General features: G+C 32.3%; 15 protein-coding genes. All 15 read left to right on the forward strand.

The features are described from left to right. Nucleotides 1–13: 13 nt before the first annotated feature. The 15 genes from tgt to KTC94_RS01970 all read left to right on the forward strand — a co-directional run bounded on the left by tgt (nucleotide 14) and on the right by KTC94_RS01970 (nucleotide 14,667). Nucleotides 14–1,138, forward strand: a complete 1,125-nt coding sequence (gene tgt, locus KTC94_RS01900; protein ID WP_216302785.1) for a tRNA guanosine(34) transglycosylase Tgt — start codon at nucleotides 14–16, stop codon at nucleotides 1,136–1,138. 133 nt (nucleotides 1,139–1,271) lie between these two features. Then, nucleotides 1,272–1,562, forward strand: coding sequence for a preprotein translocase subunit YajC (yajC, locus tag KTC94_RS01905; RefSeq protein WP_165412775.1), 291 nt, complete (start codon nucleotides 1,272–1,274; stop codon nucleotides 1,560–1,562). Nucleotides 1,563–1,654: 92 nt separating this feature from the next. Continuing rightward, entirely contained in the window at nucleotides 1,655–2,023 is a 369-nt protein-coding gene (locus tag KTC94_RS01910) for a TIGR04086 family membrane protein (protein WP_165412774.1), read from the forward strand. A 68-nt stretch (nucleotides 2,024–2,091) separates the two neighbouring features. After that, entirely contained in the window at nucleotides 2,092–2,232 is a 141-nt protein-coding gene (scfA, locus tag KTC94_RS01915) for a six-cysteine ranthipeptide SCIFF (protein ID WP_165412773.1), read from the forward strand. Between the two features lie 56 nt (nucleotides 2,233–2,288). Further along, nucleotides 2,289–3,653: a thioether cross-link-forming SCIFF peptide maturase gene (scfB, locus tag KTC94_RS01920; RefSeq protein WP_216302786.1), complete on the forward strand. Its 1,365-nt coding sequence runs from the start codon at nucleotides 2,289–2,291 to the stop codon at nucleotides 3,651–3,653. Nucleotides 3,654–3,733: 80 nt separating this feature from the next. Beyond that, nucleotides 3,734–4,972, forward strand: a complete 1,239-nt coding sequence (gene secD, locus KTC94_RS01925) for a protein translocase subunit SecD (protein ID WP_216302787.1) — start codon at nucleotides 3,734–3,736, stop codon at nucleotides 4,970–4,972. A gap of 4 nt (nucleotides 4,973–4,976) precedes the next feature. After that, nucleotides 4,977–5,843, forward strand: coding sequence for a protein translocase subunit SecF (secF, locus tag KTC94_RS01930; protein ID WP_216302788.1), 867 nt, complete (start codon nucleotides 4,977–4,979; stop codon nucleotides 5,841–5,843). A gap of 245 nt (nucleotides 5,844–6,088) precedes the next feature. Then, the gene (locus tag KTC94_RS01935; RefSeq protein WP_216302789.1) at nucleotides 6,089–6,967 is read left to right on the forward strand and encodes a DHH family phosphoesterase; all 879 of its coding nucleotides are present in this window, start codon (nucleotides 6,089–6,091) and stop codon (nucleotides 6,965–6,967) included. A gap of 76 nt (nucleotides 6,968–7,043) precedes the next feature. Beyond that, nucleotides 7,044–7,562 carry an adenine phosphoribosyltransferase gene (locus tag KTC94_RS01940; RefSeq protein WP_165412768.1) on the forward strand — a complete coding sequence of 173 codons (519 nt, stop codon included), beginning with the start codon at nucleotides 7,044–7,046 and terminating at the stop codon, nucleotides 7,560–7,562. A 128-nt stretch (nucleotides 7,563–7,690) separates the two neighbouring features. Further along, nucleotides 7,691–9,874: a bifunctional (p)ppGpp synthetase/guanosine-3',5'-bis(diphosphate) 3'-pyrophosphohydrolase gene (locus tag KTC94_RS01945; RefSeq protein ID WP_220319537.1), complete on the forward strand. Its 2,184-nt coding sequence runs from the start codon at nucleotides 7,691–7,693 to the stop codon at nucleotides 9,872–9,874. Nucleotides 9,875–9,910: 36 nt separating this feature from the next. Further along, nucleotides 9,911–10,357 carry a D-aminoacyl-tRNA deacylase gene (gene dtd, locus KTC94_RS01950; protein WP_165412766.1) on the forward strand — a complete coding sequence of 149 codons (447 nt, stop codon included), beginning with the start codon at nucleotides 9,911–9,913 and terminating at the stop codon, nucleotides 10,355–10,357. A 10-nt stretch (nucleotides 10,358–10,367) separates the two neighbouring features. After that, nucleotides 10,368–10,976, forward strand: coding sequence for an MBL fold metallo-hydrolase (locus KTC94_RS01955; protein ID WP_220286578.1), 609 nt, complete (start codon nucleotides 10,368–10,370; stop codon nucleotides 10,974–10,976). Nucleotides 10,977–11,032: 56 nt separating this feature from the next. Continuing rightward, entirely contained in the window at nucleotides 11,033–12,460 is a 1,428-nt protein-coding gene (locus KTC94_RS01960; RefSeq protein WP_220319538.1) for a coproporphyrinogen III oxidase, read from the forward strand. A 64-nt stretch (nucleotides 12,461–12,524) separates the two neighbouring features. Beyond that, nucleotides 12,525–14,306 carry an aspartate--tRNA ligase gene (gene aspS, locus KTC94_RS01965; protein WP_220319539.1) on the forward strand — a complete coding sequence of 594 codons (1,782 nt, stop codon included), beginning with the start codon at nucleotides 12,525–12,527 and terminating at the stop codon, nucleotides 14,304–14,306. A 73-nt stretch (nucleotides 14,307–14,379) separates the two neighbouring features. Continuing rightward, nucleotides 14,380–14,667, forward strand: a complete 288-nt coding sequence (locus tag KTC94_RS01970; RefSeq protein WP_220319540.1) for a metal-sensitive transcriptional regulator — start codon at nucleotides 14,380–14,382, stop codon at nucleotides 14,665–14,667. Nucleotides 14,668–14,677: the final 10 nt, after the last annotated feature.

Raw genomic sequence — 14,677 nt, forward strand, 5'->3', positions numbered from 1 at the left:
AAGTAGGGTAAATATGTATAAATTACTTAAGAAAAGTGGTAAAGTAAGACGTGGTGAGTTTACAACACCTCATGGAACTATTCAAACACCTGTATTTATGAATGTGGGAACTCAGGCAGTTATTAAGGGCGCTGTTTCCACTATGGATTTAAAAGAAATCAACTGCCAAGTAGAATTATCTAATACCTATCATTTGCACTTAAGGCCAACAGATAAGGTTATAAAGCAAATGGGAGGACTTCATAAATTTATGAATTGGGATAGACCTATTCTTACAGATTCCGGTGGGTTTCAGGTGTTTTCTCTATCTAAAATGAGGAAAATTAAAGAAGAAGGAGTTTACTTTAATTCACATATTGACGGGAAAAAAATATTCATGGGGCCAGAAGAAAGTATGCAGATACAAAGCAATTTAGGATCTACTATTGCCATGGCTTTTGATGAATGTATATCAAACCCATCTACTAGAGAATATGTAGAAGACTCAGTAGCAAGAACTACAAGATGGCTAATTAGATGTAAGACTGAAATGGATAGATTAAATTCTCTTGAGGGCACCATAAATAACAAACAGATGTTGTTTGGAATAAATCAAGGTGGTATTTGTGAGGATATCAGAACAGAACATGCTAAAACAATTAGTAAAATGAACCTAGATGGTTATGCTATAGGAGGACTTGCAGTAGGGGAGACTCATGAAGAGATGTACAGAATCATTGATGCAGTTGTTCCACACTTACCACAGGATAAACCAATATATCTTATGGGAGTGGGATATCCAAGTAATATTTTAGAAGCAGTATCTAGGGGAGTAGACTTTTTTGATTGTGTATTGCCAGCAAGAAATGGTAGGCACGGAAATGTTTTTACGAGTGATGGTAAAATAAATATAATGAATGCTAAATTTGAGCTGGATAGCGCTCCGATTGATGAAGGATGTCAATGTCCTGCTTGCAGGCACTATACAAGAGCCTATATAAGACACTTATTTAAGGCAAAAGAGATGCTCGCCATGAGGCTTTGCGTGCTTCATAATCTATATTTTTATAATAAACTTATGGAAGACATTAGGGATGCCATTGATAATGATTGTTTTGAAGAGTTTAAGGCTGAGAAACTTGCTCAGTGGAATGAGTAAATATAATTATTTACTATAATATGATTAACCTATAAATGTACTAAGGGATGTTGTGGTTCTTTAGGGATTAAGTTTATGGGAAATTATTTTATTATAAGTTTAAAAAAAATTTATTGAAAGGAGGGGAACATAAATGGGACAATTCGGTTCTTTAATATCTATAGTGTTAATGCTTGCGGTATTTTATCTAGTAGTATTTATACCAGAAAACAAAAGAAAGAAAAAATATGCTACACTTTTAAATAATTTAAAATTAAATGATGAAGTAATGACTAAGGGCGGTATAATGGGAAAAATAATCAACATTCAAGATGACTACATTATATTGGAAAGTGGTCCAGACAGAGCTAGAATTAAATTATCAAAAAGTGGAATAGGCACAGTTATAAATTTAAACAGTGATGAAGTAGTAGAGAAAAAGTAGAAAATTAGTAATAAACCCCCCTTTTTAATCATAATTAATACTATAGATTTCAATGAAAACAATATTGAAATCTATAGTAAGGGGGGATATACATGGAAAACAAAAAAAAATATTCTTATGCTGCAGAAGGAGTATTTAGGGCTGCAATTTTAACCTTAATTATATTAGTGATTTATTCTATAATAACAACCTTTTTACCAGCTAGCATGAAGGTAACATCCGTTTTTTACATTGTAATAACATTAGTCAGTGTGCTTTATGGATCTGTATTTGCTGCAAAAAAAGCTGGAGAAAAAGGTTGGCTAATGGGTATCATGGTGGCAGCTACTTACATGTTAGTTTTATACCTAGTTAAAGTAGTTGGTGGTGGAAGCACTGCTATAGGTATGAGGGAAGTAGTAAGAACAGCTTTAGCTCTAGGCACAGGTGCTTTTTCAGGAATGCTTGGAATAAATCTATAAGAATACTTTATTTAGCTAAGATATTATGATATAATTATGCAGAAACTTTACGATATGGAGGAATAATAATGAAACATATAAGAACTATAAACAAATCAAGCATTAAAGAAAGTTTGAAAAAACCAGGATGCAAAGAATGTGCTAATTCATGCCAATCAGCATGTAAAACTTCTTGCACAGTAGCAAACTTAGCTTGTGAAAACGAATAATATTAATGTGGCAGTAACTTAAGGTTACTGCTTTAAATTTGTTAGGAGGAATAAAATTGTCATTAATTCATAAATATATCCAAAATGGAGAATACTACGTAATAGATGTAAATTCTGGAGCGCTACATGTAGTCGATGAAATAGTTTATGATCTTTTAGATGAGGTTTCCCTTGGGGAAAAAGAAGAGTTAATAGAAAGTTTAAAAGATAAATATAATGTAGAAGATATTGAGGAAGCGTATAGTGAAATTCAAAGTTTAATACAGGAAGAAATGCTATACACAAAAGATTTATATGAATCAATTGCAAAAGAAAGTGGACAAGCGGAGTCGTACATAAAAGCTTTATGTCTTAATGTAATACACGATTGTAATTTAAGATGTAAATACTGTTTTGCTGATGAGGGTGAGTATCATGGCGCTAGAGAAGTAATGTCAGCGGAAGTTGGAAAGAAAGCAATAGATTTTGTTTTGGAAAAATCTGGAACGAGAAAAAACATTGAGATAGATTTATTTGGTGGAGAACCACTCATGGCTTTTGATATGATAAAAGAAGTAGTGGAATATGCTAAAGTGCAAGAAAAAAAATATAAAAAAAGTATAAGATTTACAATGACAACTAATGCTACATTACTTAATGATGAAATCATGAAATATATGGATGAAAATATGGGCAATATAGTACTTAGCATAGATGGTAGAAAATCTGTTAATGATAAGGTTAGAGTAAGAGTTGATGGAAGCGGTTCCTATGATAGGGTACTTCCTAACATCAAAAAAATGGTTGATATGAGAGATAAGTCAAAAGCTTATTATGCGAGGGGAACCTTTACCAGAGGAAATACTGACTTTTTTGAAGATGTAAAACATATGGCAGATTTAGGGTTTAAAGAAATATCTATAGAACCAGTAGTGTTACCAAAGGAACATGAACTTTCAATTAGAGAAGAAGATTTACCAGTCATTTTTGAGCAATATGATAAATTATATACGGATATGCTTCAGAGACATAAGGATGGAAATGAATTTAAATTTTACCATTTTAATATAGATTTAAAAGGTGGACCATGCGTCTATAAGAGAATTTCTGGATGCGGAGCGGGTCATGAATATATAGCAGTTACCCCTAAAGGAGAAATATATCCTTGCCATCAATTTGTTGGTAATAAAGATTATATACTGGGCGATATATATAATGGAATTACTAATAAAAAAATTGTGCAAGAGTTTAAAGAAGCACATATTTACAACAAACCTACATGTATGCAGTGCTGGGCCAAATTTTATTGTAGTGGGGGATGCCAAGCAAATAACTTTAACTTTAACGGAGATATGCATATTCCTTATGAACTTGGATGCAAGATGCAAAAGAAAAGGATAGAATGTGCTATAGCTTTAAAATCAAAAACTATGAATAAGTAGAATTATTTTGACAAATATTGACTAAATTAGTTAATTATAATATAATTCACTTATGAATATGCAGCGAAGGGGTGATAAAGATGAAAAAGAAAAAAAGTATGATGCTTTTTCTGACTAGTGTTTTAGTTGTGGGGGTATTGGCATTTGCAGGTTTCTATGGACTTGAAATAGGAAATTATAGGTTTAAACCATTTACTGAAACAATAAATAAAGGGTTAGATCTACAGGGTGGAATTTCTGTCTTAGAAGAAGTTCAAGGTGGGAAGGTTGATTCAAAAACATTGGACACAACAATTGAACTTATATCTATGAGAGTCAACAAAATGGGAGTTAGTGAGACACTAGTTGCCAAAGAAGGTGATAATAGAATTAGAATTGATATACCAGGAAAATTCGATTCTAAAGAAATTCTTGATACTGTTGCAAAATCAGGAGAGCTTAAATTTGTTGGTCCTGATAAAGTGACAATTCTTACTGGTAAAGATGTAAAAGATGCTACTGCATACATAGGTCAAGATAATAAACCTACTATAGGGCTTGAACTTAAGGAATCAGGGAAGAATAAATTTGCAGTAGCTACAAAGAAGTTTTTAGGACAGTCAATTACTATTTATATGGATGATGAGGTGCTAACAGATCCTACAGTAGACTCAGTTATAACAGACGGTAAGGCTATGATCTCAGGAACCAAGACATTAGAAGAAGCTACAACAAAATCTCAAATTATTAAATCAGGAGCATTGCCTGTAACTTTAAAAGCTGTTTCCGTTAAAACAGTTGGAGCTACTTTAGGTAAAAATGCATTGCCATTAAGTATGAAGGCTGGAGCTATAGGAATATTAGTTATATTAATATTTATGCTTTTATATTATAGAGTACCAGGTATGATTTCAGGTATATCTTTAATTTTATATGTGGTTTTAGTTCTTGGAGCATTCTCAGCCATTAATGCCACTTTGACACTTGCAGGGATAGCGGGATTCTTACTTACAGTTGGTATGGCAGTAGATGCTAATGTGTTAATATTTGAAAGAATAAGAGAGGAACTTAAAACCGGAAAATCAATAAAAGCCTCTGTAGATGCTGGTTTTCATAGAGCATTGTCATCAATATTAGATTCAAACATCACAACTATAATTGCCGCCTTAGTTCTATATACAGTTGGAACAGGCACAGTTAAAGGGTTTGCACTTACATTGATGATTGGTATAGGTATAAGTGTATTTACAGCACTTACTAGCACTAAATTCTTATTAAAATTAGCTGTCGAAATGGGACTACTAAGTAAGACATCTCATTTTGGCGTGAAAAGGGGGTAAGCATATGCTAAAAATAGTTGAAAAAACAAAACTATGGTTTGCTATGTCTCTATTCATAATTGTAATAGGAATGGGGTTCATGGTAACAAAGGGGCTAAACTTAGGTATAGATTTTAAAGGTGGTACAGCACTTACTATAAATATGAAGCAGGAATTTAAAAAAGCCGATGTAGATAAAATAATTGATAAGCACGCAAAGGGTGAATACTTATCAAAAACATTAGATGATGGTAAGGATTTGGAAATAACCATAAAAAGTGATGCTCTTTCTGCTGATGAAACAGCAACCATGCTAAAAGAAATTAAGAAAGAGTTTAAAGCTAGTGAATTAACTGCACAAGATACGATAGGCGCGTCTGTTGGTAGTGAATTACAGACAAAAGCTGTGAGTGGCTTAATTATTGCTATAATTTGTATGCTAGTGTATATAGGATTAAGATTTGAATTTAAATTCGGAGTTGCAGCCATAGTTGCATTACTACATGATATTCTAATTATGGTTGGAGTGTATGCAGTAGTCCAAATACCGGTAAACGCAACGTTTATAGCGGCTATTCTGACTATAGTGGGTTACTCTATTAATGATACTATTGTTGTATTTGATAGAATAAGAGAAAATCAAAAGAATATGAGGAAAGCGTCTATAGAAGATATTACTAATGCCAGTATTACACAAACCATGGCAAGATCAATAAATACAGTTGCTACAACTTTATTTACTATAATTGCGGTATATATATTTGTACCATCTATAAGAGAGCTTAGTTTACCATTAATAATCGGTATATTAGTTGGATGTTATTCTTCAATTTTTATAGCAAGTCCTGTTTGGGTGTTGCTTAAAAAAAGAAGTAAGAAAGCAACAGTCTAAGCTGCTTAAGATTACTAATATGTAACAGATAACTAAGCTAAGGATTGTTTCAAATGGTTAAAAATTAAAGCAGAGAAGTATGATGTATTAATTACTTCTTTGCTTTTTATTTTTATAAAAGGAAATTAGAAAATTTAAAATCAATTATTGAGTAGGGAATCATTGGAATATAATACTTTTGTATTTATTAAAAAAACTAATTTAAATTATACCAATGTGTTTTTTATTAACTTTGGGGAGCTTTTATGCTGGATTATCTTAAAAACATGCAAATGAATAAAAATAGCTATATAGATTACAATATGTATAATCCATTTTTATTAAAAGGAATGGAAGCTGCATTATATAGAGTTGTCAAAGCTATAAATGAGAGAGAAAAAATTGTCCTTTATGGTTTTTATGATGTGGATAGTATTACGGCAATTTCTTTATTGATGCTAGTACTGAAGTTTGTAAATGCTGATGTTGAGTATTTTATACCAAGTGAACTAAGTGAAAACCGTGATTTAAATGAAAAAGATATTAATAATCATATAAAATATTTAGGACCAGGACTTATAATAACATTAGGCTGTGGAATCAATTCTATCAGTGAAATAGAATCATGTAAATACATAGGAATTGATGTTATAGTCACAGATTTTCACGAACCTATTAAAAACGTTCCTGACACTATTGTTGTGGATCCACAACAGAGGGGTTGCAATTATCCATTCAAGGGATTATGTGCTTCAGGGCTTACATTTAAACTAGCGCAAGCAATTTCGTCTTACTACAAGATGAAGTCCATAAATAAATATATGGATTTGGTAATGATAGGTACTAGTTATAGTAAAACAAAGCTTGAAAGTGAAAATAAAATAATCGCAGAGGAAGGTATAAAGCAATTAAAGTGCACCAATAATTATGGAATTTGTGCACTTCTAAAAACTCATAATATTAAGATTATTAATGAAGATACAGTATTGAAATTGGCATTAAAGGTAATGCCTACAATTAATCCTGTTGGAAGAATGGATAATGCTAAAATTGTTGTTGAGTTATTTATTACCACAGATAAAAATAGAGCACTACAGATATCAAAGTACTTAGATAATGAACTAAAAAATAGTCTCGTATTTTAACGACAATTTAGAAGGAAAGTCTACCACTTATATAAGTGGAAGTATATACCTTGATTTTACTTTAGGGGGAATAACTGTGGATTTAAAAAATAGTATAAGAATAATAGAAAATTTTCCGAAAAAAGGTATCAGTTTTAAAGACATAACTACGTTACTACAAGATGGTAATGCACTTAAGTACACTATAGATGGTATGGTAGCATATTTAAAAGATAAGCAAATAGATGTTATAGTGGGACCAGAAGCAAGAGGGTTTTTATTCGGTGTACCAGTGGCTTATGCTCTTGGCGCAGGATTTGTACCAGTTAGAAAACCTGGTAAGTTACCTTATGACTCAATAGAAATTGAGTATGCCCTTGAATATGGCACGGATAAACTTGAAATTCATAAAGATGCAATAAAGCCTGGACAAAAAGTAGCGATAGTCGACGATTTACTTGCGACGGGTGGGACAGTTGTAGCAGTAACAAAACTTATAGAGCAAATGGGTGGAGAAGTTGTTTCCTTAAACTTTGTAATTGAATTAACAGAGCTTAATGGAAAAGACAAATTGCAGGGTTATGATATAAAGTCTCTTGTAAAATATGATATTTAGTTCTTATTTAAATTTAGTGTAGTGAATTACTAAATTAAAATTGCAAAATCCTACAAGATATTATATAATATTAGTAAAAAGTATTGGCTGGTTATTTAACCAGCCTTTGATTTTAGGAGTGTATAAGCATGTTAGAAAAATTGTTACATAAGATTGAAACTAATTGTAATGCTGTAGACAAAGATCTTATTATTAAAGCCTTTAATTTTTCTTACGCTGCACATAAAGAGCAAAAGAGAGAGTCGGGTGAGCCTTATATTGTGCACCCATTAGAAGTAGCCTGCATTTTAGCAGAGATGGGACTTGATACTAGCACAATTGTTGCAGGTTTGCTTCATGATGTAATTGAAGACACCGTATATTCTTTTGATGATGTAAGCAGGGAGTTTAACATAGAAGTAGCAAATTTAGTGGAGGGTGTAACTAAGCTTGGACTAATAAAATATAAGACTAAGGAAGAGGAACAAGCTGATAATGTTCGCAAAATGCTCTTAGCCATGGCAAAGGATATTAGGGTTATCCTTATTAAGCTTGCAGATAGACTTCATAATATGCGAACGCTTAAATATATGCCAGTTGCAAAGCAAAAACAAAAGGCAAAAGAAACTTTGGATATTTATGCACCTCTCGCTCACAGACTTGGAATGTCTAAGATTAAATGGGAACTCGAGGACTTATCACTCAGGTATTTAAATCCGAACGAATATTATAATTTAGTAAGAAAAATTGCAGAAAAAAGAGCTGAGAGAGAAGAAAATATAGATAACATAGTGATGGAATTAAAGTTCAACTTAAATATTGTTGGAATAGAAGCTGAAATGGATGGAAGACCAAAACATTTTTACAGCATTTATAGAAAGATGGTTACTAAAAATAAGACTTTAGATCAAGTTTTTGATTTAACGGCAGTTAGAATTTTAGTAAATGATATTGGAAATTGTTATGCAGCTCTAGGTATAGTGCATACTGTGTATAAACCAATTCCTGGAAGGTTTAAAGACTATATTGCAATGCCAAAACCCAACATGTATCAATCATTACATTCAACGGTGATAGGACCGCACGGGAAACCTTTTGAAATACAAATTAGAACATACGAGATGCATAAAACAGCAGAATATGGCATTGCAGCTCATTGGAAGTATAAAGAGGGGATAGAGGGCAGTGGAGAGCAAAATTCTGACCCTAAATTTTCATGGCTTAAGGATATTCTTGAGTGGCAAGGGGAAACTTTTGACGCAGAAGAGTTTATGGAAGGGTTTAAAACTGATTTGTTTTCAGATGAAGTTTTTGTATTTTCGCCAAAGGGTGAGGTTATTAATTTACCACTTGACGCAACGCCAATTGATTTTGCTTATAGAATTCATACAGATATAGGGCATAAGTGCATGGGTGCGAAAGTAAATGGAAGAATGGTACCTTTAGAATACCACTTGAAAACTGGAGAAATAGTTGAAATTGTAACTTCATCTACGCCTAAGGGACCTAGTATTGATTGGCTGAATATTACAAAGAGCAATCAAGCTAAGAGTAAAATAAAAGCTTGGTTTAAAAAGGCTAAAAGAGATGAGAGTATTGAAAAAGGTAAAGAATTATTAGAAAGGGAATCTAAGAGACAAGGATATAATTTTGGAGAAATTGCTAAGGGCGAAGCAATAGAAAAAATATATAAGAAATATAATTTTAGAACTGTAGACGATTTATTTGCTTATGTTGGAGTGGGAGATATTATGCCTCCAACTGTAATTAATAGGTTGAGAGAGAGTTTTGAAAATAAAAACATGCAAGAGAATATGACCATTGAGGACATTGAGCAAAAGATAACCAAGAGTGAATGTAAAGATGATAAAAAAATAATGGATTACCAAGGTCTAATAGTTAAGGGTGAGGGCAATTTACTTGTGAGGTTTGCTAAGTGCTGTAATCCAGTTCCAGGTGATGAAATAGTAGGGTACATCACTAAGGGACGAGGAGTTTCTGTTCATAGACGCGATTGCAAAAATGTTGAAGCTTTAATAAATAGTGAAATAAATAAAGTGGTTGAGGTAAGCTGGGGAGCGCCCGAGGGAAAAGGCTATATTACCGAGATTCAAATTAAAGCTGATGATACGTATGGACTATTGTCTCATATTATGGAGATAATAACGCTTACAAAAACACAATTATACTCAATCAATGCAAAAACTTTAAAAAATAATGTGGCTTTAATAAATATAAAGCTACGAGTTGCTGATATTGAGAATTTGAAAGAACTACAAAAGAAAATCACTAAGTTAACGGGTGTAATGGAAGTTTATAGAATAAAAAATTAAGAGAATTGTTTTGCTTAATTTAGGAGAGGAATATTTATGAGAGCAGTAGTGCAAAGAGTTAAATCATCAAAAGTTGAAGTTAGTGGTAAATTAGTTAGTGAAATAGGTTTTGGATTAAATGTTTTACTTGGAATCTGCGAAGGCGACACGGAGGATGATATAAAATTCCTAAAGGATAAGATATTAAACCTGAGGATTTTTGAAGAAGATGGGAAAATGAGTAAGTCATTAATAGACGTAGGGGGGGAACTTCTTGTAGTTTCTCAATTTACGTTATATGGAGATTGCAGAAAAGGTAGAAGACCAAATTTTATGAGAGCTCTTGGTGGAGAGCAAGCTGAAATATTATATTTAGAATTTGTTAAGCAGTGTAGTGAAGTGTTAGGTAAAGTTAAAACTGGAGATTTTGGAGAAGATATGCAGGTTTATATACAGAATGATGGACCAGTAACCTTACTTTTAGAGAGTAAAAAAGACTTCTAGGAGGATTAAAATGGAAATTAGAAAAGTTGTTACAGGAATATATGGATCAAATTGTTATATTGTAATGGATAAAAACACCAATGAAGCGATAGTGTTAGACCCAGGTGGAGATGTGGATGATATTGTTAAGGCCATAGATACTATAGGTGCAAAAGTTAAGTATATACTATTGACACATGGACATCTAGATCATACATCAGGAGTCGCGCAGCTTAAAACCATCACAAATGCAGTAGTGTGTATGAGTAAAAAAGACGATGATTTAATAACTAAAGGCGTAAATTTGTTTGGGCCGCTTATTGAAGGTGGAGCAGATAAGTTACTAAATAATGGGGATATAATAAGAATTTCTAATTTGGAAATTACATGTATAGATACACCTGGACATACACCTGGTGGTATGAGCTTTTTAATAAAAAACTGTGCTTTCACCGGAGATACTCTTTTTGCAGGTTCAATCGGAAGAACAGATTTTGCAGGAGGAGATTTTAATACTATAATTACTAGTATTAAATCAAAGCTTTTATGTCTGCCAGAGAACACTATAGTGTATCCTGGTCACGGACCATGTAGCACGATAAATAATGAAAAATTAAACAATCCATTTTTACAGAATTAATATAAGGGATAATAGCACAAGGAATTTTATAAGCTATGTTTCATTAAGGAGTTAGGATGATTAAGGTAAAATTAAATAACGCAGAATTTAATTATGATGTATATCAAATCATAAATTTATTTTTTTTATTTCCAGATATTAAATTTGTTGAAGAAAATTATGATTTTAATATTGAAGTAAAAGAAGATATGGTAGTTATACAAAAGGGTTTTGAAAGTTTTGAGTACACAATTAATAAATTATACAAACTTAAAGAAGAGGTTAAAAAAGCTGTTTTCTTATATTTTTCAAAGGATACAACTCGTGAGCTACCGTGGGGAACTTTAATAGGAATTAGACCTTCTAAAAGAGCTCTTGAGCTACTCCAAAAGGATATTTCTGAGAAGGATATCATAGCTGAATTTAAAGAAAAACATATTACAAGGGAAGATAAGGCGCGACTTTGTATTGATGTTGCAAAGTTTGAAAAAAATATTGTAAACAAAGAGAAAGACAATATAAGTGTTTATATTGGTATGCCTTTTTGCCCTACACGTTGTTTATACTGTTCATTTGCATCTAATCCTATAAGCAGTTGCAAAAACATAGTAGAACCTTACCTTGAGGCATTGTCGCATGAAATTAAAGAGATAAGTGATTACGTTAAAGGTAAGAAGCTTAACATTGAATGTGTATATTTTGGAGGTGGTACTCCAACTTCCGTAAATGATGAGCAATTTGAATTTATAATGAAGTGTATTTATGAAGCTTTTATTCAAAATGATAATGTGAGTGAATTTACAGTAGAATGCGGAAGACCAGATAGTATTACCTTTGAAAAGTTAACTACAATGAAAAAGTATGGAGTACATAGGATAAGCATAAATCCTCAAACTATGAACGACGATACTTTGGAATTGATTGGGAGAACTCATTCTGTAAATAGTGTTAACGAAAAATTTGCTATGGCAAGGGAACTAGGCTTTGATAATATAAATATGGATTTAATAGTAGGGCTACCGGGAGAGAAGATTTCACATATAATAAGAACTTGCGATAAAATATCCCAAATGAAACCTGATAGTATTACAATTCATGGAATGTCCATAAAAAGAGCTTCAAAACTCCATGAAAATATGCTTAATAATTATAGGTTTCAAGTTCCAGCTCAAGAAGAATTAAACCAAATGTATGAGCACACTGTTGAATTATCTAAAAAACTTCATATGAAACCGTATTATATGTATAGGCAGAAAAATATGGTGGGCAATATGGAAAATATTGGATATACAACGCCTGGAAAAGAAGGAATATACAATATTCAAATGATTGAGGAGAAACAGACAGTTATTGCACTTGGTGCAGATGCAGTTTGTAAAGTTGTTTTTTTAGAGGAAAACAGACATGAAAGGTTTGCCAATATCAAAGATGTTAGAGAGTACGTAAAAAGAGTAGATGAGATGGTTGATAAAAAAATTGAATTGCTCAATACTTTATATAATTGATAATTAAGGGTTAATAAATAAGTAATAAGTAATAAAAATAGTATTTAGAGAGGAAGGAAGCAAAATGGCAGAAGCATTAGATGGTTTAAAGAGAACCAATATGTGTGGTGACCTTCGGGAATCACATATATCAAATAAGGTAACAGTAATGGGTTGGGTTCAACGAAAAAGAAATCTAGGAGGACTTGTTTTTATAGACTTAAGAGATAGAACAGGTTTATTACAATTAGTATTTGGAGAAGAAATAAATAAAGAAGCTTTTCAAAAGGCAGATTTAGTGAAACCAGAATACTGTATTGCTGTAACTGGAGAACTTATTAGAAGACAGTCTCCAAATGAAAATATGCCTACAGGACTTGTAGAGGTTAAAGGTGAAAACATAAAGATATTATCTGAATCAGAAACTCCGCCTATATATATAAAAGAAGGTTTAGATGCCTCAGAAAATATACGTCTAAAATATAGATATCTTGATTTAAGAAGACCAGATATGCAAAAAATATTTATGATACGCCATAAAACAACTAAGGTTGTTCGTGATTTTTTAGATGAGAATGGTTTTTTAGAAATAGAAACACCTATGCTCACAAAAAGTACTCCAGAGGGCGCTCGCGACTATTTAGTCCCAAGCAGAAATTATAAAGGAATGTTCTATGCACTCCCACAATCACCACAATTGTTTAAGCAATTATTAATGGTGTCTGGATATGATAAGTACTTCCAAATAGCAAGATGTTTTAGAGATGAAGATTTAAGATCAAATAGACAACCAGAGTTTACACAAATAGATATAGAAATGTCATTTGTTGAAGAAGAAGATGTTATAGCTGTTAATGAAGCTTTAATTAAAAAAGTATTTAAAGAAGTTGTAAACGAGGATGTTAAACTTCCTATAAAAAGAATTACATATAAAGAAGCTATGGATAAATATGGATCAGATAAACCGGATTTAAGATTTGGAATGGAAATAAAAGATATTACCCAAGAGGTTAAAGAATGTGAATTCGTAGTATTTAAAGGTGCCATAGATAATGGCGGCAGCGTACGAGCTATAAAGGTTAGTAATGCTGCAGATATGGGAAGAAAGAAGTTAGACAAATTAGGTGAATTTGTTAAGACTTATAGAGCAAAAGGACTTGCTTGGATTGCATATAAAGAAGATGGAATTAAATCGCCTATATCTAAATTTTTAAGTGATGAAGAAATGCAATCTGTTCTAAATAAGGTAGACGCCAAAACTGGAGATTTAGTACTTATTGTTGCAGACAAAGACAGCGTTGCATTGCAGTCTTTAGGGGCATTAAGATTACAGGTAGCTAAAGATCTTGAAATTTTAAAAGATAATAAAGAGTTTAACTTTGTATGGGTTACAGAGTTCCCATTATTTGATTATAGCGAAGAAGAAAATAGATATGTTGCTGCGCACCATCCCTTCACGATGCCAATGGATGAAGATCTACAGTATCTAGAAAGTGAGCCAGGCAGAGTTCGTGCTAAAGCTTACGATATAGTCTTAAACGGAGAAGAATTAGGTGGAGGAAGTATTAGAATACATAATTCTAAATTGCAAGAAACTATGCTTAAAGTTTTGGGATTTACGCAGGAAAAAGCATGGGAAAGATTTGGATTCTTACTAGAATCATTCAAATACGGTCCACCACCACACGGCGGCCTTGCTTTTGGACTAGATAGAATGATAATGTTCTTAGCGGAAACTGAAAACATTAAAGATGTAATAGCATTTCCTAAGAATCAAAATGCTTACTGTCCAATGAGTGAAGCTCCAAATATGGTTGATGATAAACAGCTTAAAGAACTTGGTATCAAAAAAGCCACGGAGAAATAGGATACTGGCTTATTTTTTATTTGTTTGTGACTAACTGTCAATTGTCCACTATATTGTATAGGGGAGTGGTAAAATGATAAATGAAAAAGAAAAAACAATGAATGATGAATTAGTAAAAGATATCCAAGTGAGACTAAGAAAAATTGAAGGTCAGGTTAAAGGTATTGAAAAGATGGTTTCCAGCGAAGCTTGCTGCAAAAACATATTGGTGCAAGTTGCTGCAGCTAGAGCTGCTATGAATAAAGTTGGTGGTCTTGTTTTAGAGAGATATACAAAAAACTGTCTTATACATGAAGAGGATGCAATAGAGGAAAAAAAAATCGAAGAGTTAGTTTCAACTTTCCTTATGTTTTTAAAGTAAAAAATAAAGA

Source organism: Clostridium sp. CM028 (genome assembly GCF_030585565.1).
In the GTDB taxonomy this organism is placed as follows: Bacteria; Bacillota; Clostridia; order Clostridiales; family Clostridiaceae; genus Clostridium_AD; species Clostridium_AD estertheticum_B.